At 73.9% G+C, this 25552-nt stretch carries 21 protein-coding genes and 1 pseudogene; 15 read left to right on the top strand and 7 right to left on the bottom strand.

The features are described 5' to 3' along the window. Positions 1-18 precede the first annotated feature (18 nt). The 6 genes from AC1C2V_RS03160 (at position 19) to AC1C2V_RS03135 (ending at position 7032) form a co-directional block, all read left to right on the top strand. Positions 19-1164 (top strand): glycosyltransferase, encoded by a 1146-nt coding sequence (locus AC1C2V_RS03160; RefSeq protein ID WP_495388109.1) that lies wholly within the window; start codon positions 19-21, stop codon positions 1162-1164. A gap of 301 nt (positions 1165-1465) precedes the next feature. After that, positions 1466-2086, top strand: coding sequence for a 50S ribosomal protein L25/general stress protein Ctc (locus tag AC1C2V_RS03155; RefSeq protein WP_495388108.1), 621 nt, complete (start codon positions 1466-1468; stop codon positions 2084-2086). 109 nt (positions 2087-2195) lie between these two features. Continuing rightward, complete coding sequence (pth, locus tag AC1C2V_RS03150) at positions 2196-2798, top strand: aminoacyl-tRNA hydrolase (RefSeq protein ID WP_495388107.1); 603 nt, start codon at positions 2196-2198, stop codon at positions 2796-2798. Between the two features lie 105 nt (positions 2799-2903). Beyond that, positions 2904-4109 (top strand): glycosyltransferase, encoded by a 1206-nt coding sequence (locus AC1C2V_RS03145; RefSeq protein WP_495388106.1) that lies wholly within the window; start codon positions 2904-2906, stop codon positions 4107-4109. Next, positions 4106-5827 carry a polysaccharide biosynthesis tyrosine autokinase gene (locus tag AC1C2V_RS03140; protein ID WP_495388105.1) on the top strand — a complete coding sequence of 574 codons (1722 nt, stop codon included), beginning with the start codon at positions 4106-4108 and terminating at the stop codon, positions 5825-5827. The genes AC1C2V_RS03145 and AC1C2V_RS03140 overlap by 4 nt, the downstream gene beginning before the upstream one ends. 44 nt (positions 5828-5871) lie before the next feature. Next, complete coding sequence (locus AC1C2V_RS03135; RefSeq protein ID WP_495388104.1) at positions 5872-7032, top strand: glycosyltransferase family 4 protein; 1161 nt, start codon at positions 5872-5874, stop codon at positions 7030-7032. On the opposite strand, the gene AC1C2V_RS03130 is transcribed toward AC1C2V_RS03135, so the two are convergent. Genes AC1C2V_RS03130 through AC1C2V_RS03115 form a run of 4 tightly spaced genes read right to left on the bottom strand, consistent with a single transcriptional unit; the run spans position 6980 to position 12607 of the window. Next, positions 6980-8182, bottom strand: a complete 1203-nt coding sequence (locus AC1C2V_RS03130; protein ID WP_495388103.1) for a glycosyltransferase — start codon at positions 8180-8182, stop codon at positions 6980-6982. The two genes, AC1C2V_RS03135 and AC1C2V_RS03130, sit on opposite strands and share 53 nt — an antisense overlap. After that, on the bottom strand, positions 8179-9204 hold the full coding sequence (locus tag AC1C2V_RS03125) for a glycosyltransferase family 4 protein (RefSeq protein ID WP_495388102.1): 1026 nt from the start codon (positions 9202-9204) through the stop codon (positions 8179-8181). Before AC1C2V_RS03125 ends, AC1C2V_RS03130 begins: the two co-directional genes overlap by 4 nt. Beyond that, positions 9201-10586: an O-antigen ligase family protein gene (locus AC1C2V_RS03120; RefSeq protein ID WP_495388101.1), complete on the bottom strand. Its 1386-nt coding sequence runs from the start codon at positions 10584-10586 to the stop codon at positions 9201-9203. The genes AC1C2V_RS03125 and AC1C2V_RS03120 overlap by 4 nt, the downstream gene beginning before the upstream one ends. After that, positions 10583-12607 (bottom strand): glycosyltransferase, encoded by a 2025-nt coding sequence (locus tag AC1C2V_RS03115; protein ID WP_495388100.1) that lies wholly within the window; start codon positions 12605-12607, stop codon positions 10583-10585. Before AC1C2V_RS03115 ends, AC1C2V_RS03120 begins: the two co-directional genes overlap by 4 nt. Before the next feature lie 204 nt (positions 12608-12811). Here AC1C2V_RS03115 and AC1C2V_RS03110 point away from each other — a divergent pair, with 204 nt between their 5' ends. The 3 genes from AC1C2V_RS03110 to AC1C2V_RS03100 are packed head-to-tail and all read left to right on the top strand — an operon-like array spanning position 12812 to position 16391. Next, on the top strand, positions 12812-13843 hold the full coding sequence (locus tag AC1C2V_RS03110; RefSeq protein ID WP_495388099.1) for an NAD-dependent epimerase/dehydratase family protein: 1032 nt from the start codon (positions 12812-12814) through the stop codon (positions 13841-13843). Next, positions 13840-15162, top strand: a complete 1323-nt coding sequence (locus AC1C2V_RS03105) for a methyltransferase domain-containing protein (protein WP_495388098.1) — start codon at positions 13840-13842, stop codon at positions 15160-15162. The genes AC1C2V_RS03110 and AC1C2V_RS03105 overlap by 4 nt, the downstream gene beginning before the upstream one ends. Beyond that, positions 15159-16391: a class I SAM-dependent methyltransferase gene (locus tag AC1C2V_RS03100; protein WP_495388097.1), complete on the top strand. Its 1233-nt coding sequence runs from the start codon at positions 15159-15161 to the stop codon at positions 16389-16391. Before AC1C2V_RS03105 ends, AC1C2V_RS03100 begins: the two co-directional genes overlap by 4 nt. A 19-nt stretch (positions 16392-16410) precedes the next feature. Here the strand turns inward: AC1C2V_RS03100 and AC1C2V_RS03095 are convergent, their stop codons facing one another. The 3 genes and pseudogenes from AC1C2V_RS03095 to AC1C2V_RS03085 form a co-directional block, all read right to left on the bottom strand. After that, the gene (locus AC1C2V_RS03095; RefSeq protein ID WP_495388096.1) at positions 16411-16911 is read right to left on the bottom strand and encodes an HNH endonuclease signature motif containing protein; all 501 of its coding nucleotides are present in this window, start codon (positions 16909-16911) and stop codon (positions 16411-16413) included. A 55-nt stretch (positions 16912-16966) separates the two neighbouring features. Beyond that, positions 16967-17911: pseudogene (locus tag AC1C2V_RS03090) on the bottom strand (DUF222 domain-containing protein); the annotation flags it as partial. 405 nt (positions 17912-18316) lie between these two features. Beyond that, positions 18317-18895: a dTDP-4-dehydrorhamnose 3,5-epimerase family protein gene (locus AC1C2V_RS03085; RefSeq protein ID WP_495388095.1), complete on the bottom strand. Its 579-nt coding sequence runs from the start codon at positions 18893-18895 to the stop codon at positions 18317-18319. Positions 18896-19077: 182 nt separating this feature from the next. Between AC1C2V_RS03085 and AC1C2V_RS03080 the strand changes: the two genes are divergently transcribed. From AC1C2V_RS03080 to AC1C2V_RS03055, 6 genes are read left to right on the top strand one after another with little or no spacing between them, the layout of a single operon-like run. Next, the gene (locus AC1C2V_RS03080; protein WP_495388094.1) at positions 19078-20487 is read left to right on the top strand and encodes a glutamate-1-semialdehyde 2,1-aminomutase; all 1410 of its coding nucleotides are present in this window, start codon (positions 19078-19080) and stop codon (positions 20485-20487) included. Continuing rightward, a complete protein-coding gene (locus AC1C2V_RS03075) occupies positions 20484-21332 on the top strand; it encodes a sugar phosphate nucleotidyltransferase (RefSeq protein WP_495388093.1) in 849 nt (282 codons plus the stop codon). Before AC1C2V_RS03080 ends, AC1C2V_RS03075 begins: the two co-directional genes overlap by 4 nt. A gap of 29 nt (positions 21333-21361) precedes the next feature. Then, the gene (locus tag AC1C2V_RS03070) at positions 21362-22549 is read left to right on the top strand and encodes a polysaccharide pyruvyl transferase family protein (RefSeq protein WP_495388092.1); all 1188 of its coding nucleotides are present in this window, start codon (positions 21362-21364) and stop codon (positions 22547-22549) included. After that, positions 22546-23199 carry a PIG-L deacetylase family protein gene (locus AC1C2V_RS03065; protein ID WP_495388091.1) on the top strand — a complete coding sequence of 218 codons (654 nt, stop codon included), beginning with the start codon at positions 22546-22548 and terminating at the stop codon, positions 23197-23199. The genes AC1C2V_RS03070 and AC1C2V_RS03065 overlap by 4 nt, the downstream gene beginning before the upstream one ends. Continuing rightward, entirely contained in the window at positions 23196-24065 is an 870-nt protein-coding gene (locus tag AC1C2V_RS03060; RefSeq protein WP_495388090.1) for a glycosyltransferase family 2 protein, read from the top strand. Before AC1C2V_RS03065 ends, AC1C2V_RS03060 begins: the two co-directional genes overlap by 4 nt. Before the next feature lie 15 nt (positions 24066-24080). Then, a complete protein-coding gene (locus tag AC1C2V_RS03055; RefSeq protein ID WP_495388089.1) occupies positions 24081-25550 on the top strand; it encodes an apiosidase-like domain-containing protein in 1470 nt (489 codons plus the stop codon). Positions 25551-25552 lie beyond the last annotated feature (2 nt).

The raw sequence follows: 25552 nt of genomic DNA, 5'->3' as shown, positions 1-25552 counted from the left end.
TCCGAGGGGAGGCGCCTGGTGGACGTGACCGTGGTGGTCCCGACCTACAACGAGGGGCCGAACGTCGCGGAGCTGGTGCGTAGGCTCGCCGCGGCGCTCGGTGACGACGTCGCGCCCGGCGGCGCGGAGGTGCTGTTCGTCGACGACTCGACGGACGGCACCCCCGCCGAGATCGCGCGCGTCGCGGCGGCGACGGACCTCCCGGTACGGCTGATCCACCGCGTCGCCCCCGACGGCGGCCTGTCGGGGGCGGTCGCGGCCGGCCTGCAGGAGGCCGCCGGGGAGCTGACGGTCGTGATGGACGGCGACCTGCAGCACCCGCCCGAGATGGTGCCCGTGCTGCTGGCCACGGCCCGCGAGACCGGGGCCGACGTCGTCGTCGCGTCGCGCTATACCGGCCGCGGCGACGCCGGAGGCCTCGACGGGGGTTACCGGCGGTGGGTCTCCAAGGCGTCCGGGCTGCTCGCCCGGTCGATGTTCCCCGTCAAGCTGCGCGACGTCTCCGACCCGATGACCGGGTTCTTCGTCGTGCGCCGCGGCGCCGTCGACCTGGCGGCGCTGCGGCCCCGGGGGTTCAAGATCCTGCTGGAGATCCTCGCGCGCCAGCGCCTCGCGGTGGTCGAGGAACCGTTCGTCTTCGGCGAGCGGTACGCGGGCCGGTCCAAGGCGACCGTGGCCAACGGCCTGCGCTACGTGCACCAGCTGACCCTGCTGCGGTTCGGCCGCCTCTCCCCGTTCGCGCTGATCGGCGCGATCGGGGCCGTGCTCAACCTCGCGATCCTCGCGGTGCTGCAGGTCACAGGGGTGCACTACCTGCCGGCCGTGATCGCGGCCAACGGCGTGACGATCGTCATCAACTTCATCCTGCAGGAGCGGTTCGTCTTCGCCGACCTGCGCGCCGGCGCCCACGGTTTCTGGGGCCGGTTCGTGCGGTCGTTCGCGTTCAACGGCACCGAGGCCGCGATCCGCACGCTGCTGCTGTGGTGGATCGTCGAGCGCGCGGTGCCGCACCCCGAGCTGGTGCAGGCGGTGCTGATCCTCGTGGCGTTCGTCATCCGGTTCGTCTTCCAGGCGCAGGTGGTGTACCGCCCGAGCGGCCCCGGCGGCACCCGTGACGCCGTCGAGGAGCCCGGCCGCAGCCCGGACGAGCACGCGCAGCCCTGAGCCGGGCTATACTCGTCCGGTTGCCTCGGCGAGGGACGTCTGACGGGCGCCGGTCCATGCGGGTTTGAAGCTGCGACCAGGCCGCGCACCCGCAGAACAGGATCCGTCGGATTTCCGTGATCGACTGGGCGGCTGTCGGTGCACCGTGCGCTCGCGCGGGTGCCCCACGGCGCGCTCCCGATCGCGTCCGTCATGTGTCCCACGCCGACGCAGCCGCAGTTCCGCGGGGACCACCACCTCGTGGACAGCCGATGGCTCCCTCTGGTCGTCGGCACGCACAGACATCCCAGGAGTGATCCACGTGTCCGACATCAAGCTCGCAGCCGAGGCCCGCACCGAGTTCGGCAAGGGCGCCGCCCGCCGCATCCGCCGCGAGAACAAGATCCCCGCCGTCCTGTACGGGCACGGCGCCGACCCGGTCCACATCACCCTGCAGGGCCACGCGACCATGCTTGCGATGCGCCACTCGAACGCCCTGTTCGCCATCGAGCTGGACGGCAAGAGCGAGCTCGCCGTCGCCAAGGACGTGCAGCGCACGCCGGTGAACAGCACCATCGAGCACATCGACTTCCTGATCGTGCGCCGCGGCGAGAAGATCGCCGTCGACGTGACGGTGAACGTCGTGGGCGAGTCGGCCCCGGGCACCATCCACTACGTCGAGACGCAGACCCTGTCGATCGAGGCCGTGGCCACCAACCTGCCCGAGTCGATCGAGGTGTCGATCGAGGGCCTCGAGGCCGGCACGCACGTCACCGCCGGCGAGGTCGCCCTGCCGGAGGGCGCCACGCTGCTCACCGACCCCGAGGCCGCCGTCGTCATGGTCGCCGAGCCGCGTTCCGAGGTCGCCGCCGACGAGGAGGCCGCCGAGGCCGAGGCCGCCGCCGCGGAGTCCGCCGCGGCCGCCGAGTCCACCGAGGGCTGAGCAACCCCCTCGCTGTGAGCATGATTCTGGCCCGCTTCCGGCCTCGGAGGTGGGCCAGAATCATGCTCACAACAGTTCGGTGCCGGCGCAGGAGAGGAAGCGAGACCCCATGACCGACAGCCCCTGGCTCGTCGTCGGGCTGGGCAACCCCGGCCCGAAGTACGCGGGCAACCGGCACAACGTCGGGCAGATGGTGCTCGACCTGCTGGCCGGGCGCACCGGCGCCCGGTTCGCCCGGCACGCCCGCGCGCAGGCGGTCGTCGCCGAGACGCGGCTCGGCGTGCTGCCCGGCGGGCGTCCCGGGCCGCGCGTCGTGCTCGCCAAGCCCACCACGTACATGAACACCTCCGGTGGGCCCGTCTCCGGGCTGGTCAAGTACTACGGCATCGACCCCGCGCACCTCGTCGTGGTGCACGACGAGGTCGACATCCCGTTCGACACCATAAAGCTCAAGGTGGGCGGCGGCGAGGGCGGCCACAACGGCCTGCGCGACATCACCAAGGCCCTCGGCACCAAGGACTTCGTGCGCGTGCGTGTGGGCGTGGGCCGCCCGCCCGGCCGGATGGACACCGCCGACCATGTGCTCAAGGACTTCTCCGCCACCGAGCGCAAGGACCTGCCTATCCTCGTCGACGACGCCGCCGACGCCGTCGAGCTGGTGCTCGTCGAGGGCCTCCTCGCGGCGCAGGGGAAGTACCACACGAAGGTCTGACGCCGGGGGTTTCACCCGGGTGGAAAGGCCTGGAACGGCCCCATTTCGTGCCCCGGTCTCCTTACGCTCGTCGGGCGGTCCAGACCGTCCGCACGAGGAGGAACCATGGGCTCCACGGTGGCGCTCGCGCACGACTACCTGACCCAGCGTGGAGGCGCCGAGCGGGTGGCGCTGACGATGGCGCAGGCCTTCCCGTCGGCACCTCTCTACACGACGCTGTACCACCCGGACGGCACGTTCCCCGAGTTCTCCGACGTGGACGTGCGCACGTCGCGGCTCGACCGGGTGGCGCTGCTGAGGCGCAACCACCGGCTGGCCCTCCCGCTGCTCAAGGGCGCGGTCGAGGAGCAGGCAATCGACGCCGAGGTGCTCCTCGCGAGCTCGAGCGGCTGGGCGCACCGCTACCGGGGTGCACGGCGGACGGTCGTGTACTGCTACACGCCGGCCCGCTGGCTGTACCAACGCGAGCGCTACCTCTCCGGGGCGTCCGGTCGGGCGTGGAAGGACCGCTGGCGCACCGGTCTCGCCGGTGCGGCCCTCGGGCTGCTCGGCCCGGGTCTACGTGGCTCGGACTCGGCGGCGGCCGCGCGTGCGGACGTCTACCTCGCCGTCTCCACCGTGGCGCAACGCGCCGTCGCCGAGGCGTACGGCATCGATGCCGAGGTGGTGCCGCCGCCGCCGGCGATGGAGCCGGACGGGCCGGTGATCCCGGTCCCCGGCCTGGCGCCGGGCTACCTGCTCTGCGTAGCCCGACTCCTGCCGTACAAGAACGTCGACGTCGTCGTCGCGGCGGCGAGGCGCCTGCGGCTGCCGCTCGTCGTCGTCGGCGTCGGCCCGGACCGGGAACGGCTCGAGCGGCTGGCGGGGGATGCGCTGGTCGACGCGCCGCCCGGAGCGGCCGACGCCTCGCGGCCGGACGGCGTGCGGTTCGTCGGCAAGGTCGACGACGACCGGCTGCGCTGGCTGTACGCCCACGCGTCAGTTCTCGTCGCCACGTCATTCGAGGACTACGGGCTCACGCCGCTGGAGGCCGCGGCGTTCGGGGTGCCGTCGGTCACCCTCTGCACGGGCGGCTACCTCGACACGGTGATCGACGGCGTGACGGGTCTGTACGTGGACCGTCCCGACGGCGCTCTCGTCGCCGAGGGGATCGAGGCCGCTCTCGGCCGCACCTGGGACCTGGAGGCGATCGCGATGCACGTGAAGGGATTCTCGCGCGAGGCGTTCGTCGCCCGGCTGCAAGCGGTCGTGGCCCAGGAGGTCGATGCCGTCCGGCGGTCCGGCGCGCACGGGACGGTCGCGGTCCGATGACGGTCCGGGAGTTCCTGCGGGTGCTGTGGGAGGGCAAGTACTTCCTCGTCGCGTCGGTCGTCCTCGCGCTCGCGGCGGCCGTGGTGTACGCCGACCGGAAGCCCGACGTGTTCGAGGCGACCGCAACCGTCCAGATCAACGCCGTCGACCTGGGGGACGGCGAGACCCCCGCGACCACGACGACCGTGGACACGGATCCGCGGCTCGTCGAGGCGCCGGGCGTCCTCGACATGGTGGGTGCAGCCGTCGCCGCAGGCGCGAGCCGGCAGAGTCTTGCGGCCCAGATCTCTGGCCAGTACGACGCGGACTCCCAGATCATGACCATCACCACCAGCGCGAGCACTCCCCAGAGCGCGGTCGAGCTGGCGAACGCCACCGCGTCGGCGTACGTCGAGAGCCTCCCGGGTGTGGTCGACGACCAGATCGCCGAGGTCGACGCGAGGCGCGACGCGCTGCGGGCCCAGCTCGACGCCGTGGACCGGCAGGTGAAGAAGTCCCCGAAGGACCCGCTGGCCGGCGCGGAGCGGGACACGATCATCGAGCAGTACCAGACGCTCTCCGCGAGCAGGAGCACACTCGAGTCGATCGTGACGCCGGCGCAGGTCCTCACACCGGCGACAGGGTCGTCCGCGGTGGTCGTCGGCCTGCCCGGGTACAGCATCGTTCTCCTGGGTGCGCTCGCGGGCCTCGCGGTCGGCGTCGGGATCACGCTGGCGCGGCGAGCCCTCGACTCCCGCCTCCGGGCCCGTGCCGATGCCGCCGTTGCTGCGGGGGTCCCCGTCCTCGCGGAGCTGTACGGGGTGTCCAGGGCCGTCAAGGCCTACCGCCGGACGCAGGTGCTGCCGATCTCGAGCAGGGTGGCCTCCCCGTTCACGGAGTCGATCCGGGAGCTGCGCACGGCGCTCCACGTGGCGATGCACGACCGGGAGCACGCCGTGGTGGTGGTGACCGCGACCGACCCGCACGCGCCACGGTCGTTCATCGCCGCGAACCTTGCCGCGTCGTGGGCCATGAGCGGACGGACGACGGTCGCGGTGTCGGGCGACCTGCGTCGACCCGACCTGGAGGCGCTGCTGCCGAGCGCGGCCGGACCAGAGACCGACCCCGACGGCCTGCGCGGCACCCAGGTCCCCAACCTCCGCTTCCTGGCGCTCCACGACCCGACGATGGACCCGGCGGACTTCCTGGCGACGGCCCGGGTCCGCGAGACGATCGACTCGGCCCGGGAAGCCGGGGAGGTGCTCGTGATCGACGCCCCGCCCGTCCTGGCGGCAGCCGACGCCACGATCCTCGGCGCCTTTGCCGACTGCGTCGTGCTCGTCGCGACCGCGGGCCGGACCGCCCGGAGCGTCCTGACCGAGGCCGCGGAGCGGCTCCGGATCAACGGTGTGCCGCTCACCGGCGTCGCGCTCGCCGGGGTGAAGGGTGACAGCCGGATGGTCTACGCCTCGACCTACGGCGAGATCGTCGAGACCGAGCATGCTGTCGACGAGCCGACGCCGACGCCGACGCCGACGCCGACGCCGACGCCGATGCCGACGCCGGAGGCCGCCGCCGAGCCCGCGGCCACGGCTTCGGGCCCGCCCCCGGCCGTCCCGCCCGCCGGGGCTGACCAGTCCCCGTCCCCGTCGGCGGGCGCGGGCGAGGGTCCCGACGCGAGCCCTGACGAGGCGGCGCCCGCGATCGGCAAGCTCCTGCGGACCGCGCGCCGGCCGTGAGCGGCCGCCGCCGGGCTGCCGGGCAGGGTCCGCTGCGGGTCGTCGTGATCGACCACACGGCGTCGCTGGGCGGCGGGGAGCTGGCGCTGCTCCGGCTCGCCGCGGAGCTCGACCCCCGCCGCGTTGAGCTCCGCGCCATCGTCCTGGACGACGGGCCGCTCGTGCCCAGGCTCCGCGCCGCGGGGGTGCGCACGGCGGTCGTGACGACCGGGTCGAGGATGCGGGCCATGGACCGTCATGCGCTCGGCGGTTCCTGGCGGTCGGTCCTGGCGGTCGGCGAGACCACCCGGCTCCTGGTCCGGGTCGCGAGCTTGCTCTGGTGGGCGGACGCCGACGTCGTGCACACCAACTCGTTGCGGGCGGACGTCATCGGGCTCCTCGCGGCGGCGTGCCGCCGGGTGCCGGTGGTGTGGCACGTCCACGACCGGATCGCCGACGACTACCTCCCCGCGACGGCGGTCAGGATGCTCCGGGCGCTGGCGCGTCGCGGCCCGCGCGCGGTCGTCGCGAACTCGGCGGCGACGGCGCGGACACTGCCGGGAGTGCGCGACCTCACCGTCGTCCACCCCGGGTACGCGGCGGACCAGGCGGTGCCGACCTTCGACGCGCGGGTGGCTCCAGGTCTCCCGGTGATCGGACTCGTCGGACGGCTCAGCCCGACCAAGGGGCAGCTGGAGCTGGTGCGTGCGGCGCGCACGGTGCTGGACCGTCGTCCCGACGCGCGGTTCCGCCTGGTCGGGGGGGCTCTGTTCGGAGCCGAGGGCTACGCGGACGCCGTCGACGAGGAGATCGACAGGTTGGGCCTGCGCGACGCCGTGGACGTCGTCGGGTTCAGCGACTCCCCGGAGCAGGAGCTCGACCGGCTGTCGGTCTGCGTCCATGCCTCGCCCGTCCCGGAGCCGTTCGGTCAGGTGGTCGTGGAGGCGATGGTGCGCGGGGTGCCCGTGGTCGCGACGGACGCCGGCGGGGTACCGGAGATCGTCCGGCCGGACGGGCAGGACCTCGGCGTGCTCGTGCCACCGGGAGACGCGCCGGCGCTCGCCGCGGGAATCCTGGCCGTGCTCGACGACCCGGACGGTGCGGAGCGGCGGGCACGCGCGGCGTACGACGACGCGGCACGACGGTTCCCCGCGCGCGGGACGGCGCGCGCCGTCACCGAGGTGTGGGAGCGGGCCGCCGGACGGCGTCGACGACGTCCGACATGAGGGCCACCTGACGCTCCCAGGTGGGGATCGGCTCGAGATCCCGGGTCGGCCGGGGCCGCCGAGGAACCGTGTCGGACAGCAGCGCGCCTCGCACGTCGGCGGCGAAGGTCTCCGGTGCGGTCACCATGACGCGTGGGTCAGCCGAGTCGCGGAAGCCCGCCACGGGCGTCGAGACGACGTTGTGGCCCACCGCGCGGTACTCGTACAGCTTGAGCGGGTCGAGGCTGTCGGTGAAGTCGTCGACGACGTGCGGCACGACGAGCACCTCGGCGTGCTGGAGATAGGCGGGCACCTCGTCGAACGGTCGGGCACCGAGAAGCACGACGCCCGCGCGCCGGAGGCGGTCGACGGCCGGGCGTTCCAGCGCGACCGGGCCGACGAGCACCAGCGTGCCGACGCCGTCGAGCGCGCGGGCGGTGGCCTCGCACAGCCCGACGTCCAGCCGGTCGGGGTGGAGCGTGCCGACGTAGACCGCGGTCCGCCCGGGCGGCAGGCCGGCCGGGCGGGGCGCCGGGCGCCGGTAGCGCTCGAGATCGACGCCGTTGGTCACCAGAACGACCGACCGGGCGTCGGCCTTGCGGGCCGCGAGAGCGGGGGAGCACACGCTCACGGTCGCGGCATGGTCCACGAGGTAGCGGTCGCTCTCGATCACGCGTCGCGACTCGGCCGCACCGCGCGAGGCGACGGTCCAGTCGTCGGTCACGTCGTAGAGCGTCGGCCACCCGCTCTCGCGGGCCAGCGTGGCGCCGTACGGGTCGTTGACCCACAGCACAGGCCTCGACAGGCCGAGCCCCCGCGCCGCTCGCTGAACGGCGGCGGCCCGGCGCGCGTCGCCGTCCGGGGCGACGCGCCGCGGGAGCAGCTTGGTCAGCTCGAGGAGCCAGAGCCGGCGCGGGCCCACCCCCTCGACCGCGGGAGCCGGCCGCAGCCCGCGTCCGCGCCGGGGCCGCGCCGATCGGGTGATCGCGTGCACGGGATCGCTGACGGGCTCGACGAAAAGGACACGCATCGCCGGCCGCGCCCGCAGGAGCCCGGCGACGAGATGCTGGTTGCGCCGCCAGACCTCGTCCCAGGGCTCGAGGGACACGACGACGAGGTCGGGTCCGCCGTCGGGCTCCGAGGTCGGCGGCGGGGCCGGCAGCGGGGTCATCGCAGCACGCTCCGGTACACCTGCTCGGTCGCTGCGACCTGGTGGGCGAGCGAGAACTCGCTCTGCTGCCTGGCCTGCAGGGCGGCCCCGTAGCGGTCGCGCAGCCCCGGGTCTCCGGCGAGATCGCGGAGCCGCCGCGCCGCGTCGGCGACGTCGCCGGTGGCGTAGAGCCCGGGCGCGCCGTCGGGGCCCAGCGACTCGACGTGGCCGCCGGATCCGTCGGCCACCACCGGGATGCCGCTCGCCATCGCCTCGAGCACGCTGAGCCCGAAGTGCTCGCCGGGCGTCGGCGCCAGGAAGATCGAGGCGTCGGCCATGAGGGCGGCGACGTCGTCGCGGTATCCGAGGAGGTCGACGACATCATCGAGCCCGAGCTCCGCCACCAGCGCCTTCGTCGTGACCTCGAGGGATCCAGTCCCGGCGACCTGCAGGCGCCACCCCACATCCGCGAGGCCGGACGCGGCGAAGGCGCGGACGCCGGCGTCCACCCGCTTCTCCGGCTCAAGGCGGGACGCGACGAGCACCGTGGGCGAACGCAGCGCGCCCCCGCGAGGATGCGGCCGCTGCTCCACACCGGCGACGATCACCTGGCTCGGCCCGTCGATCCGCTCCTGCACGAACCTGCTGATCGCGATCTGGGCGGCCACCGTCCGGCGGATCACGTGGGCGGCGACGCGGCCGCGGGGGCTCCGGCCGCGGATGAGGGCGAAGTGCCGGGTCACGACCAGCGGGACCCGCCGCGTGAGCACCCGGGCGTCGAGGCACACCGCGGTCTCGGCCGCCGTCATGTGCGCGTGGACCACGTCCGGCCGGGGCCCCGCGGCGAGCGACCGACGCGCCTGGGCCACCGACGTCCCCGGCCGGAGCTCGACCGCGCCGCCGACCACGCCCCGGATCGGGGCCGCGGCCCCGCCGATCAGGGTGACGTCGTGCCCGGCCTCGACCTGTGCCAGCGCGAGGCGGGCGACGTGCGCCTCGACCCCGGCGAACGCGTCGGTCACGACGACGTGCGTGATCCTCATGATGCCTCCGTCTGCAGGGCCGGTAGCGGCCGGAGCGCTTCCGGGGTCGAGCGTCGCGCGGCGACCAGCCGGTCGCCGAGCCGGTGGTCGACGCCCGGCGGGCCCGGCGCCTTCTCGTACCCCTCGGCACCCAGGCAGACGCCCACGAGCAGGAAGGGCAGGGACACGATGATCGAGACCCAGAACTGGTCGAACTGGCTGGAGACGAGGCGCGACGCGAGCAGGGCGACCGCGAGGGTCCCGTACCGCGGGTCCATCCGCCACGCGACCACCACAGTCCCGAGCATCAGGATGGAGAAGCCCGCGAGGCCCACGACCCCGACGGACGAGAGCACCTCCGCGACGGCGTTCGGCGGTTGGAACCCCGGCTCGGGCCCCGTGGTCCACCAGCGCAGGCCGGCGCCGAACCACGGGTTCTCCCGCCAGACGTCGAAGCCCCCCTCGATACCGGCCGCGCGGAACGCCGTGGAGTTGAACGGATCGTCCCCCGTGAGGTCCTCCTGGACGCGGCTCGCGACGAAGGCTGCCGCCGGGATCATGGTGAGCAGGATGAGCCGCGGCCCGATTCGCGGCCCGTGCCCTGGGCGAAGGGCGAGGACGAGGAGGCCGACCCCGAGGCCGACGATCGCCTGGCGGGACTGCACGGCCAGCATGCCGAGGACCAGCACGTAGAACGTGGGGACGCGGAACCACGCGGGCCAGTGCAGCCAGGGCTGCCGGACGAACGCGACGAGCGCGAACGACATGAAGATCGGCCCCGCGAGGTTCTTGTGCATGGCGAACGGCCAGCTCGGATAGGCCGCGGTGGTGATGCCCTGCGCGAGCTGTGCCGCGGCCACTGCGCAGGCGTTGAGCGCGATGACCAGGACGAGGGCGGTGACCAGCGTCAGCCCGAGCGTCGCGCGCCCGGCCCGGCCCACCGCCCAGCCCACGACGAGCGCCCCGCCCACCAGGAGCCACGCATGGAACCACTCGACCGTGTTCTGCCGGAAGGGGGTGGCGACGACGGCGAACAGGGTCGCGAGCTGGTAGATCGCCGAGAGCCACAGCATCGACCGCAGCGCCGGCGTGAAGGGTCGCGTGGAGAAGAGGAGGGCGACCCAGAACACCGCGAACATCGTCACGTCGCTGAGCGTCATGTTCAGGGTGTCGCCGCCGACGCGTTCGGCGACGACGAACGTGGGCATGGCGACGACCGCCACCATCGACGGGTCGTAGACGGTGACCCCGACGAGGACGACGACGGCTGCGGCGGCCACCCCGAGGCTGAGGTCGTGGGCGAGCGTGTACGTGACGCCGATGACGGCGACCGCGAGGACAGCCGCCCACGTGGCGGCGGTCGTCGTCGCCCGGAGGTCCACGCGACGGCCGACGGCGGTCACGGGGCCGCCACCTCGCGGTCCTCCAGGAGGGCGGGCCCGGCGAGGTAGGTGCGCAGCCGGCGCACCGCGGACTCCCGCCGCGGGCCGTGGAGCGCGGCGGAGCGCACCATCGCGCCGGCGACGAGCCCGGCCCGTGCGGCGGCCCATCCGGCCGTGCCGAAGTGCTTGCGGAGGTAGCGCTCCTGCGAGGCGTGGAAGTGCAGCTCGCGCACGCGGGCGTCCGTGCTGGTGCCGGCGCCCTGGTGCGTGACCTCGGTGGTCGCCACGACGGCGTGGCGCCAGCCGCGCCGGTCGGCCCGGTAGGCCCAGTCCGTCTCCTCGGCGTAGAGGAAGAACCGCTCGTCGAGGGCGCCCACGCTCCGCAGAGCCTCGGCGCGGATCAGCAGCGCCGAGCCGATGACGAAGGAGCGTTCCCCCGGGATCCGGAGCCGGCCCAGCCCGGCGGCCTCGAGCCAGGACCGGGCGGGCGAGGGGAACGGCCAGGCGACGCGGCCGGGCCGCCCGTCGCCGTCGACCTGGGTGGGGCCGACGCTCGCGAGGCCGGGGTCCGCGTGCAGGGCGGTGTGGAGCGTCGCGACGGCCTCAGGGCCGACGACGGCGTCGGGGTTGAGCAGCAGCACGTCGGCGCCGGGGTCCTGGCGGTGCGCCAGGGCCAGGTTGACCGCGGCCGCGAACCCCAGGTTCCGACCGGGGTCGTGGTAGGCGCCGCCGTAGGCCTCCGTGATCGCGCGGTGCCGCGGGTCGGACGAGTTGTCCACCACCGTCAGGGGGTGGGCGCCGGCGAGCGGTGCGAGCGCGTCGCGCAGCAGCTCCGGCGCGCCGTAGGCCACCACGACCACCTCGGCGCGGGGCGGTGCCGTGGTGCCGCGGCCGTCGTGCGCCGACGGCCACGGAGCCGGCACCGGGTGGTCCACGACCGCGGCGTAGACCGCGCGATACCCCCCGGCGACAGCAGACCAGGAGCATTCCATCGCGCGGGCGAGCCCCGCCTCGCGCAGCACGGCGGCCCGCTCCGGTCGCGTCGCCTCGCGGATGCCGTCCAGGAGGGCACGCGGGTCGCCGGGCGGCACGAGGACGCCCGCCCCCTCCACCACGTCGGGGACGGAGCCGACCCGGGTCGCGACCACCGGCGTCCCGCACGCCATCGCCTCGACGGCGACTCGGCCGAACTGCTCGGCGAGCCCCGACGCGAGCACGGACGGGACGACGAGCACGTCCAGGTCGCGGTAGAAACCCGGCAGGTCCTCGGTCTCAAGCGGGCCGAGGAAGCTCACGCGGTCCGCGAACGGTCGAGCGCGCCTGCGAAGCCGCGACTCCTCGGGCCCGGCTCCGGCGACGACGAGCTCGAGCCCGTCGTCCCGGCCGACGGCGTCCAGGAGGACGTCGACGCCCTTCTGCGTCGTCAGGCGCCCCGCATACCCCACCCGGACGCGGGTGCCTGGCTGCCGGGGCGCGCCGGACGGGGAGAAGAGCGCGGTGTCGAGCCCCAGGGGGATCCGCTCGACCAGGCCGCGCGCCCCCTTGTAGCGCACGATGCGGGCGGCGTCGTGGTTGCACGTGACCACGGCGCCGGCGTGGCGCAGCGCGACCCACTCCAGCGCGCGGAACGGCCACGGGTACCGCTTGAGGAGGTTCTGCGCCGAGTAGAGCAGGTACGGGGCCGGCGGGGCGGGGCGGTGACCGCGCAGCGCGTCGGCGAACCGCCGTGCGGCGCGGACCGCCAGGATCTCCGCGGTCGCGAGCGCCACCGGCTCCTCGTGGATGTCGAGCACGTCCCACCGTTCGCCGAGCACCCGCCAGAGCGCCCGCGGGTCGAAGAGGAAGAGGGCGGGATGGCGGCCGAGGGTGCGCGCCGGCTCGAGCTCCTCGTCCGGCGTCGGCGTGGGGCGGACGTCGCGGCCGCCCTCGTCCCACACGGCGGCCGTCAGGACACGGACGTGGTCGCCGTGCCGCCGCAGCTCGGCCTCGCGACCGCGCCAGGCGTCGACGACCGCGCTGTGGGAGATTCGCAGGACCCTCATGCCACCCGATCCTCGCCGCCGCTGCCCGGGCGGGGAACGCCGTGGCGCCGGAATCACCCGGGCGACGAGGGTTTTCACCCCGGGCAACTCTCACGGTGGGTGCCGGCCGCTGGTTAGCGTCGAACCGGCTGCGAAGCCACCGGACCACGGGCCTGCACCACGCTCCCGAGGGCCGGCCGGAACAACGACGACGGGGGACGGACGATGCGAGTGCTCGTCGATGGTGACCGCGGATATGTCGGGGCGGTGCTCGTGCCGTTCTTGCAGGCGGCGGGGCACGAGGTGGTAGGGCTCGATGCCGGCTGGTACGACGGCTGCGACTTCGGGCCGCCCGTGACCGGCTACGAGCAGCGCACCGGGGACGTCCGGGACGCGCGGCCCGAGGACCTCGTCGGCTTCGACGCGGTGATCCACCTGGCCGCGATCTCGAACGACCCGCTGGGCCACCTGAACCCGCAGGCCACGTTCTCCGTGAACACGGACGGCGCGGTGCGCATGGCGCGCGCGGCCCGATCGGCCGGGGTGCCGCGGTTCCTGTTCTCGTCGTCGTGCTCGCTGTACGGCGCGGCGGGCGACGCACCCGTCCACGAGGGCTCGGGGTTCAACCCCGTCACCCCGTACGGGGAGTCGAAGGTCCAGGCGGAACGGGGGATCTCGGCGCTGGCCGGCGACGACTTCTCGCCCACGTTCCTGCGCAACGCCACGGCGTACGGCTCGTCGCCGCGCCTCCGGGCCGACATCGTCGTCAACAACCTCACCGGGACCGCCTATACGCGCGGGCAGGTGCGGCTGCAGTCCGACGGCAGCCCCTGGCGGCCGCTCGTGCACGTCGAGGACATCTCACGCGCGTTCCTCGCGGCGCTCGAGGCGCCGCGGGAGGTCGTGCACGACCGGGCGTTCAACGTGGGGCGTGACGAGGACGTCGTGCAGATCCGCACCGTCGCCGAGCAGGTCAGCGAGATCACCGGGGCGCCGGTGACGTTCGCCGCCGGCGCCGGTGCCGACGCCCGCAACTACCGCGTCGACTTCACGCGGATCCGCGCCGAGCTGCCCGAGGCCGCACCGCGCTGGACCGTGCCCGACGGCATCCGCCAGATCTGGCGGGCCGCCCAGCGGTACGGGCTGCAGGCCGACGACTTCGAGGGGGCACGCTTCGTGCGGCTGCACCGGGTGCGTGAGCTCGCCGACTCCGGCGCCCTCGATCTCGAGACGCTGCGGACGGCGGTGGCGGCGTGACCGCGCAGCCGCAGGCCCGGCATGCGGAGCTCGCCGTGGCGGAGACGGAGGGCAGCGTGCCCGCCGCAGCGCCCGCTCCGGCATGCCGCCTGTGCGGCGCCGCGCTCACCACCACGTTCGTCGACCTCGGCATGTCCCCGCCGTGCGAGACCTACCCGACGGCGGCGCAGGTGGACGGCCCGGAGACCTTCTACCCGCTGCACGTGCGAATCTGCGACCGGTGCCTGCTGGTTCAGTTGCCCGCCTACGTGGCCGCGGAGGAGATCTTCGACGACTACGCCTACTTCTCCTCGTACTCCGCCTCCTGGGTGGAGCATGCGCGGCGCTACGTGGACGGCGCGGTGGAGCGGCTCGGGCTCACCCCCGCGCGGTCGTTCGTCGTGGAGGTCGCGAGCAACGACGGCTACCTGCTGCAGCACGTCGCGGACCGGGGGATCCGCTGCCTCGGCATCGAGCCGTCCGGGAACGTGGCCGCCGCCGCCGCCGAGCGAGGCATCCCCACCGTGGTGGAGTTCCTGGGCGCCGAGACCGGACGACGCGTGCGGGCCGAGCACGGCCCGGCCGACCTCGTCGTCGCCAACAACGTGTTCGCGCACGTGCCGGACATCCTCGACTTCGCGCGCGGGCTGCGGCAGCTCGTCGCGGACGACGGCCGGGTCACGATCGAGATCCCGCACCTGCTGCGGCTCGTCGAGGGCAACGAGTACGACACGATCTATCACGAGCACTACAGCTACCTGTCGCTGCTGACCACGCAGCGCGTGCTCGCCGCCGCCGGGCTCACCGTGGTGGACGTCGACGAGCTGCCCAGCCACGGCGGGTCCCTGCGCACCTGGTCGGCGCCCACGCCCGACGGCCCGCAGCCCGAGCCCTCGGACGCCGTCGCGCGAGTGCTCGCCGCCGAGGCCGCGGCCGGGCTGCACAGCGTCGAGGGGCACGCCGGTTTCGCGGAGCAGGTCGCCGCCGTGCGCGACGACGTGCTGCGCTTCCTGCTGACCGCTCGCCGCGAGGGCAAGCGCGTGGTCGCCTACGGGGCGCCGGGCAAGGGGAACACCCTGCTCAACCACTGCGGCGTGCGGCCCGACCTCATCGAGTTCGCCGTCGACCGCAACCCGTACAAGCACGGCCGGTACACGCCTGGCATGCACATCCCCATCCACGCGCCCGAGGCGCTCGACGCGGCGCGACCGGACTACGTCGTCGTGATGCCGTGGAACCTGCGGCGGGAGATCTCCGCCCAGCTGGCGCACGTCGCGGACTGGGGCGGCCGGCTGGTGACCTTCCTGCCGCGGCTCGAGGTCTTCGAGCCCGGCACATGAACGCACCCGTGCCTGGGTGGCGCTGCCGGTGGTGCCGGTCGGACCGTGCCACGGTCGTGCTCGACCTGGGTGACCAGCCGGCGGCCGACCGGTTCCCTACGCCGGACGAGCCTGGGCCGGACCCCGCGTACCCCTTGCGGATGGTGCTGTGCGAAGCGTGCGGGCTCGCCCAGCTCGAGGACGACCCGACCGGTGCCGAGGAGCCGCGCGGCGTCGAGCCCGCCGCGCTCGTGGCTCAGGCCCACGACGCCGTGCGGGACCTCGTCGGGGCCGGGCTTGTGCCGGCGCGGGCGCGCGTGATGGAGATCGCCAGCCCGCACGGCGGGTCGTGGCTCGGCCCGCTGCGTGAGGTGGCGCCCGACACGGTGCTCCTGGGCGAGGCCGGCCCGCGGCACGCCGGCGCTCCAGCCGGTGTTCGCGCCGACCTGGTCGTCGACTCGCTCGGGCTCATGCACGAGCCCGACCAGCGCACGGCATGGCAGGGGCGGGCCGACCTGCTGACGTCCGAGGGCGTGCTGGCGGTGCACGTGCACCCGCTGACGACCATCCTGCGCGACGGCACCTGGAACGCCCTGCGGCACGGGCACTTCGCCTACTACTCGCTCACCGTGCTCGTCGCGGCGGCGCGCGCCGTCGGGCTGGTGCCGGTCGGGCTGTGGCGCTACCCGCTGTACGGCGGCACGTGCGTGGTCGCGTTCGCCCGGGTGGGTTCGGCCCGCGCAGGTTACGCCGCCCGCGACGACCGGTTGGGCGGCGCCCTCTCCGAGGCGCTGCGTGCGGAAACCGCTGCGGGGGCGACTCGGGTGGACGGGGTCGGCACGCTGCAGCAGCACGTCGCGCGGACGTCCACCGCGCTGCGTGCGTGGTTCGACGCCCGTGCTGGCGACGTCGTCGTCGGGTACGGCGCGGCCTCGCGAGCCGTCGCGCTGCTCGCGGCCGCCGGTGTGACGGCGGAGAACCTGACGGCGGTGGTCGACGGGTCGACGGCCAAGCACGGGCGTGCCATGCCGACCGCGGCCGGTGCCGGCGCACGGGTGCCGATCGTGGCGCCCTCCGCGCTCGCGGAGCTGCGCCCGGCCTGGGTGCTGGTGCTCGTGCCGGACCTCCTGTCCGAGGTACGCGCCGCGCACCCTGAGGTGGAGTCGGCCGGCGGCACATGGGTCGTCGCGGAGCCGGAGCCCGTTGCCTTCCGGGTCGTCACGGGTGCCACCGGCGCGCTCGGTCGATAGCCGGGCGCGCACCGGCGGCTCACGGTGGCTCCTCGGAGGACCCGGACCAGGCGTCGGGAACCGGCCGCCCGTGGCGGTCGGTGAAGCGCCACATGCCACCGTCGTGGCGCATCGTGATGCCGTGCGCGTCGACGTGGTCGTGGTGGTGCCAGCAGAGCAGGGCCGAGTTCTCGGCCGAGGTGCCGCCCCCGTCCGCCCAGTGGGTGACGGCGTGGTGCACCTCGCACCGTGGCGGGGGTTCGTCGCAGCCCGGCCAGGTGCACCGCCGGTCGCGGGCGATCACGGCGCGCCGGAGCGGGCCGGTCACGGTGCGTCGCGACCGACCGACGTCGAGCACCTGGGACCGCGGTCCGAGCACGATGCGGGTCACCTCGCTGTCGCAGGCGATCCGCCTCAGCAGTGACTCCGGGAGGGGGCCGCGCCCGTCCAGGAACTCGGCGGGGTCGTCGGCCAGCGCCGCCCCCCCAGTCAGGTCCAGGGGTGCGGGCGCCGACGGGCACACCGGGCGAGGCCGTGGCACCGGTGAGCACCCGCTGCAGCTCAGTGAACGAGACGGTGACGTTCAGGTGCGGCCGCACCGCAGCTCCGGTTCCCACGGTGCCGGCGTCGAGCGCTGTCCGCGCGAGGTCGGCGAGGCCTTGGGCTCGGCGCTGGGCGGGCGTACGCCGGTCACCCGCGGCGGGCCGGCCGGTGACGGCCTCCAGAGCGGCGCGTAGCACCTGGCCGTGCTCCTCGGTGAGGAAGCCTGCCAGGTGGTAGCCGTCCCAGGTGGGGGAGAGGTCGACGAACTCCTTCTCGCGGGCCGTGGCGTAGCCCCGCTCGTCGGACTCCGGGTCCGCCACGTGCGCGAAACGCCTGACGAGGCGCCGGAATTGTCCCGGGGTGGACAGCCCACCCAGGGAGAGCAGGTGCTCTTCGCCCGTGACGGGAGAGCCGGCCGGAACGTCCGGCGCACCCTCGTCGGCCGCGTGCCTGTCCGGGTCGTCGTCGCCGTCGACGGGGTCGGCTCCGCCGACCGGCGCCGTCAGTGCGTCGCGCCGAGCGTCGGAGGTGGGCGCGACGTCGACCATGGCGCGCAGGTGGTCGGCGCCGAGCCGCCCGGCGAGGGCGGCGGCGCCGGTCGCGGGCAGGACGTCGCGCAGGGCACGCGCCGTCCGGACATCGCGACGCGCGGTACCCAGGGCCACGTTCTCGGCGCGGGCCAGCCAATGCGCGAAGCTGCGCGACCCGTCGAGCGACCACCGCCCGTCGGCCTCGAGCGGGGGCAGCACCTGCCACCGGGCGGCGTCCACGCGCTCGCCGATGCGCCGGAGCCGGGCGGAGACCTGGACGAGCCCGATCGCCTCGAGGGCGTCGAGGGCACCGCGGTCGAGCGCGTCGACCAGCGCCGCGACACACGACTCCACGGCGTCGACGGCGCCGGTCACGTCGAGAGGAGCGATGGCGAACGCCGCCTCGGCGTCGAGCGCCGGCAGGTGCGGGACCGGCGCGGCGAGCGCGACATCGTCGGTCAACGTCATCCGGGGCCCTCCTGAGTCTCGCTGGCCGCTCGCGGCCCGCTGCCGCGCTCTCGAGCACCTGGACGCTATCGAACAGGAGTTCGAAAGGGCCAGGGGTGGCGATGAATCTGTGGACGACCTCGCCGTCCACAGGCGGACCCGCAGCCTCGGCGCGACGTACCCCCTGGCGACGACCTCGGGGGCGCTCGCGGTGGGTCGCCGCTCGCCTGGGCCCGTTCGAACATGCGACGGGGGGATGGACACGGTGAGTTCGCCGGCGCGATCGCTCACTCGTTGACGCACACGATCATCGCCAACGTCGGCTGGCACCTCGGCTGCCCTGGTGACGAGGTGGCCATGGAGGAGTTCTCGGCGCAGTGCCCCGAATGTGAAGCTCGGTGCGCCTCGGCGCGACACACCGTGGCGCTATCGGGGCCTTTGTGGCGTTCCGGACGAGCCCGCGAGCAGCTGCTCGGACAGCACGGCCCACGACCCGGCGGCGGCGTCGCGGTCGCTGACGAGCGAGACGGGCAGGGGCCAGTCGACGGCGAGGTCGGGGTCGAGATGGTGCACGGCGACATCCTCGGCGGGGTCGTGCTCGGCGTCGATGCGGTAGCAGACGTCGGCCGTGTCGGTCAGGGTCTGGTGCCCGTGCAGGCAGCCGCGCGGCACGTACAGCACGTGGAAGCCGACGTCGTCGAGCCGGAACGCCTCCCAACGGCCGAACGTGGGCGATCCCGGCCGGGCGTCGACGACGACGTCGTGCACGGCGCCGTGCGCCACGCGCACCAGCTTGGCCTCGCCGCCGCCCACGCGGCCGTGCAGCCCCCGCACCACGCCCAGGCGGGAGCGGGACTGGCTGTCCTGCACGAACGCCGCGGGAACCAGGCCGGCGCGTGCCGCGGTGGCGGTGTCGAACGTGCGCGTGAACAGCCCGCGCTCGTCCCGGTGCGGGGTGGGGGCGAGAAGCAGAACTCCGTCGAGGGTGGTGGGCAGCACCTGCATGGTCACACCGTACGGAGCGGGCAGCGGTCGGGACGGGTGAAGTCCTCCGGCCCACTGGATGAAAAGGCCTGCGGCCCCTTCAACCGGCAGGAACCGCATCGCAGACTGGCGGCGGGGACGGCCCCTGCCGCCCCCACCACGCTTCACGACCCACCTCCTGACCCACTCCGCTGGGGGACACGATGACGCAGCTGGCGCAGCACCTGTCGCAGCCCGCCGGGCAGGGCCCGTCGTTCGAGCGCTCGGCGGCGGCCCAGGACCGGCTGCACCGGCTGGTGCCCGGGGGTGCGCACACGTACGCCCGCGGCGCGGACCAGTACCCCGAGCGCATGGCGCCGGTGCTCGCGCGCGGGGCGGGCGCGCACGTGTGGGACGTCGACGGCAACGAGTACGTCGAGTACGGCATGGGGCTGCGCAGCGTCACGCTCGGGCACGGGTTCCGACCCGTCGTCGACGCCGTGGCGGCGGCGATCGCCGACGGCGTGAGCTTCTCGCGGCCCAGCACGTGGGAGCTCGACGCCGCGGAGGCGTTCTGCGACCAGGTGCCGGGCGCGGACATGGTGAAGTTCGCCAAGAACGGCTCGGACGTCACGACGGCCGCGGTGCGCCTGGCCCGCGCCGCCACGGGCCGCGACCTCGTCGCCGTGTGCGCCGACCACCCGTTCTTCTCCACGGACGACTGGTTCATCGGCACGACGGCGATGGACGCGGGCATCCCCCGCGCGATCGCCGACCTCACCCTCCGCTTCCCGTACGGGGACCTACCCGCGGTGGAGGCCCTGCTCGCCGAGCACGACGGCCGCGTCGCCGCCCTCGTGCTCGAGGCCGCGACGGCCCACGCGAGCCCGCCGCCCGGGTACCTCGAGGGCCTGCGCGACCTGTGCGACCGCCAGGGCGTCGTGCTCGTCTTCGACGAGATCATCACAGGGATGCGCTGGGCCGCCGGGGGCGCGCAGTCGGTCTTCGGCGTGACGCCGGACCTGTCGACGTGGGGCAAGGCGCTCGGCAACGGGTTCGCCGTGTCGGCGCTCGCGGGGCGTCGCGAGCTCATGGAGCTCGGCGGGCTGGCGACGGACGCACGCCGCGTCTTCCTGCTGTCGACGACGCACGGCGCCGAGACGGCGGGCCTGGCGGCGTGGCTGGCCGTGCACCGGGAGTACGCGGCGGCGGATGTGCCCGGCATCATGGCCGCCCAGGGGGAGCGGCTGCGCGCGGGCGTGCAGCAGGTCGTCGACGCGGCAGGGCTCGGTAGCCACGTGACCGTCTCCGGGCACCCGGCGTGCCTGGTCTTCGGCACCCGCGACCCCGCCGGCGCGCGCTCGCAGGCGTACCGCACGCTCTTCCTCGCCGAGCTGCTGCGCCGCGGCGTGCTGGCCCAGTCGTTCGTGGTCTCCGCTGCGCACACCGACGTCGACGTGGACCGGACCGTGGACGCCGTCGCGGGGGCGCTGCCCGTGTACGCCGCAGCGCTCGACGCCGGCACCACGGACGGGTTCATCGACGGCAGGCCGGTCGCCCCGGCCTTGCGACCCCGCGCCGCCCCGCGCCGCGTCCATCACGTGCCCGGTACCGCCGAAGGGAGTTCGTCATGAAGGTCGTGCTGTTCTGCGGCGGGCTGGGGATGCGGATGCGCTCCGGCCCGGACTCGCTGCCCAAGCCGATGATGCCGATCGGGTCGCGGCCCGTCCTGTGGCACATCATGAAGTACTACGCGCACTTCGGGCACACCGAGTTCGTCCTGGCCCTCGGCTACGGGGCGAACGCCGTCAAGGATTACTTCCTGAGCTACCAGGAGACGCACTCCAACGACTTCGTCCTCACCAAGGGGGGCGAGCAGGTCGAGCTGCTGAGCAGCGACATCAGCGAGTGGCGCATCACGTTCGTCGACACCGGCATCGACACCGCCATCGGCGAGCGCCTCCGCCGCGTGCGTCGGTTCCTGGACGACGACGAGGTGTTCCTCGCCAACTACGGGGACGTGCTCACGGACGCGCCGATGGACCGCATCGTCGACGATTTCATGGCCACGGACGCCGTGGGCTCGCTCATGGCCGTCTCCCCGCAGGACTCGTTCCACGTGGTGCGGTTCGACCCCGACGGGACGATGCGCGACCTCGAACCGGTGGCCGACATGACCATGTGCATCAACGGCGGCTACTTCGTGCTGCGCCAGGGCATCTTCGACTACCTCGCCGAGGGGGAGGACCTGGTCATGGACGCCTGCGTCCGTGCCGCCCGGGACGGACGCTTCCGGGTGCACCCGCACCGAGGGTTCTGGGCGCCGATGGACACGCTCAAGGAGCGGTCCGCGTTGGAGGAGATGAACCGGATCGGCGACCGGCCGTGGGCCGTGTGGGACGCCCGCCGCCAGCTCTCCGTGCGCCGCGCACCGGAGGTCGACGTGGGCGACGTCGCCCCGCTCCCACGGGCCGTCTAGTGGGTCGTCGATCGGGGCGCAGCGTCCGCGTGGGGCTGGTCGGCGAGTTCGGCGTCCACAACTTCGGGAACGAGGCGTCGCTCGCGGCCATGCTCGACATCCTCCGGGCGGACCGCAGGATCACCCCTGTGGTCGTCGCCGACAAGCATGACGTGGTGGCGGCCGAGCATCGTGTCGCGGCGGTTCCGCTGCACCACCCGACGGCTCCCCGGGGCGGCGCCCGGGGCCTCGTGGGCAAGGTGGCCGACGCGTGGTCGGCCGTGCGGACGGTGCGTGGACTCGACGTGGTGCTCGTTCCGGGGACCGGGATCTTCGAAGGGCTGGCGATCGCCCCGGGAGGTATTCCGCTAACCCTGTTCTGGTACGCGCTCGCGGCCCGTCTCCTGCGGCGTCCCTTCGTCGTGCTGTCGGTGGGGGTCGACGAGGCCTTCCACCCAGTGACAGCGCGCCTCTTTCGATGGACGCTGAGCTTGGCGACCTACCTGTCGGTGCGGGACGAGGGGTCGGCGCGAGCGGCACACCGGCTCGGGGTACGGAGAAGGCCGGCCCTGGTTCCTGACCTGGTGCTGGGCATCCCGGGTGACCGCCGGGACGTCGGCACGAGACAGGTCGCGGTCGCAGTCGGGGTGATCGAGTATCGCGGGATCGGGACGGCCGAGACCGGCGCCGACCGACGTGCGTATGTCGACCGGGTGCTCCGGGTGGTGCGGCCCCTCGCCGAGGCCGGGGTCGACGTCGTCCTCGTCGGCGGGGCGCTCCCCGACACGCCGACGGTCGAGGAGGTCGCCGCCCGCTCCGCGTCGTTCGGCCCCGGCTGTGTCGCTGCCGCCGAGACGCACTCCCTCGAGGACGTCTCGCGAGCGATCGCCGGATGTCGTGTCGTCGTCGCGTCCCGCTACCACCACCTGGTCGCCGCGCTGCGGCTGCGGCTGCGGGTCGTGTCACTGGGCTACGGCAAGAAGCAGACCTGGTTGCTCGGACAGTTCGGCCAGGGGAGGCATGCGCACGCGATCGACGCGTTCGACCCCGACTCGGTCGCGGCCCAGGCGCTCGAGCTGCTGGGGTCCGACGCGGACGACGACCCGGACCCGCTGGACCAGGCCAGGCTGCGGCTGTCCGAGCAGTCCTCGCGGCTCATGACGTTCCTCGGTGCGATCGCCGACGACGACCCCTCGGCCGGGCGCGCGCTCCACGAGCGAGCGGGGGCCGTCTCGTGATCGGGCTCTCGCTCCCGGCGGGGCCGCTGCGGGTCGTATGCCTCGCCGCCCATCCCGACGACGTCGAGATCGCCTGCGGCGGCACGCTGCTTACCCTGGCCGCCCGCGGCGGGACGGAGGTGGCGTTCCTCACGCTCACGGGAGACCCGGACAGAGAGTCCGAGGCGCGCGCGGCCGCCGAGGCGTACCTGCCCGGGGCCACGTCCCGCTTCGCCGGACTGCCCGACGGGCGCCTCCCGGAGCACTGGGGCGGCGCCAAGGCAGCCCTGCACGAGCACGCCGAGCGGAACCCGGCGCCGCACCTGGTGCTCGCGCCCCGAGCCGACGACGCGCACCAGGACCATCGGCTGGTCGGGCGGCTGGCGCCCACCGTGTGGCGCGACGCGGTGGTGCTGCACTACGAGATCCCGAAGTGGGACGGCGACATGGGCCGCCCGACCACTTACGTGCGCGTCGACGACGACCTGGCACGGCGCAAGGTCGAGCTGCTCGACGCGTGCTACCCGTCCCAGAAGGCCCACGACTGGTGGGACCACGAGGTCTTCCTCGGGCTGATGCGACTGCGCGGAATGGAGTGCCGGAGTCGCTTCGCCGAGGCATTCGTGGTCGCGAAGAGCATCCTCGAGCTCGGAAGGGCGGCAGACCGGTGACCGCTTCGCTGGCGTTCGGGCTCCCCGTCTACAACGGCGAGCGATACCTCAAGGACGCCCTGGGATCGCTGCTGACCCAGGACTACGAGGACATCGAGGTCGTCGTCTCCGACAACGGCTCGACCGACGCCACCCAGGAGATCTGCCGCGCGGCGGCGGCTGCCGATCCGCGGGTGCGGTACCTCCGCTCGGAGACGAACCGCGGGGGCACCTGGAACTACCGGAGGGTGGTCGAGGTGACGTCGTCCCCGCTGTTCAGCTGGATGGCCGTCGACGACATCAAGCTCCCGACATTCGCCTCGTCGTGCGTCGAGGCCCTGGCGGCGCGCCCCGACGCGGCCTTCGCGATGACACGGACACGCCTCGTCGACGGTGAGGGCCACCTCTTCGAGGATCTGAACGACACGCAGCTGGGCCTGGACGACAGCTCGGCGCACCTGCGCATCCGGAACCTCTACCGGTCTCTCGCCGCACACGTCATGTATGGCGTCATCAGGAGGAGCGCGCTCGAGAGGGTGCGTCCTCTCCTGGCGATGGTGGGCGACGACGTCGTCCTGCTCACCGAGCTGCTGTGCCAGGGGAGGGCGGTCGTCGTGGACGACCAGTCGTTCCTCCAACGGCGGATGCCCGAGCAGCTTTCCTTGCAGGGGCACGAGCAGGTCAAGTGGCATGCGCCCTCGGCAGGGGTGCGCTTCGCGTTCCCGCAGTCGAGGCTCAACCTCGAGCTCTACCGGGCGGTCGGCACGTCCGATCTCCCCATCGCGGAGAAGGTCCGGTGCTGGACGCAGATCGGGCCGGGCTGGGTGCTCCCGCGATGGCGCGGGATGGCCCGCGATGTCGCGACGGCTGCCGGGCTCACCGGCTGAGGAGGGCCTCGCACCGTGGCGCGCGCGAGGTCGTCCCCGTGGGTCCGCCGTGCCGTCGCCGTCGTCGCCGCGGTGGCGTTCCTCCTGGCGGTGGGGGCAGGCGCGCTGTGGTGGGACCGGGTGCACGAGGGCCGGGTGAGCTCGATCACGGGCTCGGCGGAGCCCGTCACTCCAGAGCTTCCTGCCACGCCCGCGCCGATGGTCGACGTCCCCGCCGGTACGCGGTTCGTCACCGGCGTCGAGCCGGGCGGGCGGTACTTCCTCGACCAGGACGGCGCGCCGATCCTGGTCCGAGGCGACTCGCCCTGGTCGCTCCTCGTCGACCTGACACCCGAGGATGCCGTCAAGTACCTGGACGACCGCCAAGAACGCGGTATCAACGCCATGATCGTCTCGTTGCTGGGCGCGTCGGCCAACGGTGGGCCCGGCGACGACGGGACGACGAACGACGGGATCCGTCCCTTCGTCGACGGAGACGTCCTGTCCTGGGACCCGGCGTACTGGGAGCGCGCGCACGCGACCCTCGCGGCGGCCGCCGCGCGGGGCATCTCGGTGTTCCTGTACCCCGTCGACGGCTGGACCGTGGGGCGTGCGTTCGCCACGTCGTCCCTCCAGGACTGCCGGACGTACGGCGGCCGGGTCGGCACGTGGGCCGCGGACCTCCCGGGCCTCGTCTGGATGACGGGCGGGGACTACTTCCCGCAGACGGACGACCTGGCCGCCGGCAGCGACGTCGACCGGTGCTTCGACGAGGTCCTCGAGGGCATCCGCGACACCGGTGACGACCGACCGTTCTCGATCCAGCTGGGCTACCCGAGCTCGATCTCGACCGACAATCCGTACTGGGCCCCGCGGGTGGACTTCAGTTTCGTGTACTCCTACCTGCCCACCGACACCGCCGTCCGGGAGGCCTACGACCGCCGGCCCGCGATGCCGGCGCTCTTCGGCGAGGGGAACTACGAGGGCGAGAACAACGACCCGTCCGGGCCGGGGACGACGAACGAGACGTTGCGGCGGCAGGCCGCGTGGGCGCTGACCTCGGGCTCGCCGGGGGACTTCTACGGGAGCGACGACTGGGAGTTCCACGACGGCTGGGAAACTCGTCTCGACAGCCCCGGCCTGCGCCAGGTCGGCGTGGTGCGCGACGCCCTCGAGTCGCTGCCGTGGTGGGAGCTGAGCCCGACGGACGCCCTGGTCGTCTCGGGCCAGGGCGCGTCGTCGGGCGACGGCGAGGGCATCGACGTCCTCGAGAGCGAACGGGTGACGGCGGCGGCCACGGCCGACGGGCGGTACGCGGTCGTCTACGTCCCCACCGAGCGCGAGATCGGCCTCGACCTGGCTGCGCTCGCCCCCGAGGCATCGGCCCGATGGGTGGATCCGTCGTCCGGCGCCCAGGTCGCGGCCGAGCTGCGCGGGCGCGTGCGGACCCCCGGGCGGAATGCGGACGACGGCGGCGACTGGCTCCTGGTCGTCGGGCCGGCCTAGCC

It is taken from the genome of Isoptericola sp. Y541, from assembly GCF_059445465.1.
Note: the sequence above shows the minus strand (reverse complement) of the source record. Positions and strands in the feature narration are given on the sequence as shown.

Bases quoted from the DNA above. Each gene is read 5' to 3' on its own strand.
- AC1C2V_RS03080 (WP_495388094.1), top strand. From the start codon at position 19,078: ATGACGCAGCTGGCGCAGCACCTGTCGCAGCCCGCCGGGCAGGGCCCG.
- AC1C2V_RS03075 (WP_495388093.1), top strand. From the start codon at position 20,484: ATGAAGGTCGTGCTGTTCTGCGGCGGGCTGGGGATGCGGATGCGCTCC.
- AC1C2V_RS03140 (WP_495388105.1), top strand. From the start codon at position 4,106: ATGACGGTCCGGGAGTTCCTGCGGGTGCTGTGGGAGGGCAAGTACTTC.
- AC1C2V_RS03100 (WP_495388097.1), top strand. From the start codon at position 15,159: ATGAACGCACCCGTGCCTGGGTGGCGCTGCCGGTGGTGCCGGTCGGAC.
- AC1C2V_RS03130 (WP_495388103.1), bottom strand. From the start codon at position 8,182: ATGACCCCGCTGCCGGCCCCGCCGCCGACCTCGGAGCCCGACGGCGGA.
- AC1C2V_RS03145 (WP_495388106.1), top strand. From the start codon at position 2,904: ATGGGCTCCACGGTGGCGCTCGCGCACGACTACCTGACCCAGCGTGGA.
- pth (WP_495388107.1), top strand. From the start codon at position 2,196: ATGACCGACAGCCCCTGGCTCGTCGTCGGGCTGGGCAACCCCGGCCCG.
- AC1C2V_RS03115 (WP_495388100.1), bottom strand. From the start codon at position 12,607: ATGAGGGTCCTGCGAATCTCCCACAGCGCGGTCGTCGACGCCTGGCGC.
- AC1C2V_RS03085 (WP_495388095.1), bottom strand. From the start codon at position 18,895: ATGCAGGTGCTGCCCACCACCCTCGACGGAGTTCTGCTTCTCGCCCCC.
- AC1C2V_RS03110 (WP_495388099.1), top strand. From the start codon at position 12,812: ATGCGAGTGCTCGTCGATGGTGACCGCGGATATGTCGGGGCGGTGCTC.
- AC1C2V_RS03125 (WP_495388102.1), bottom strand. From the start codon at position 9,204: ATGAGGATCACGCACGTCGTCGTGACCGACGCGTTCGCCGGGGTCGAG.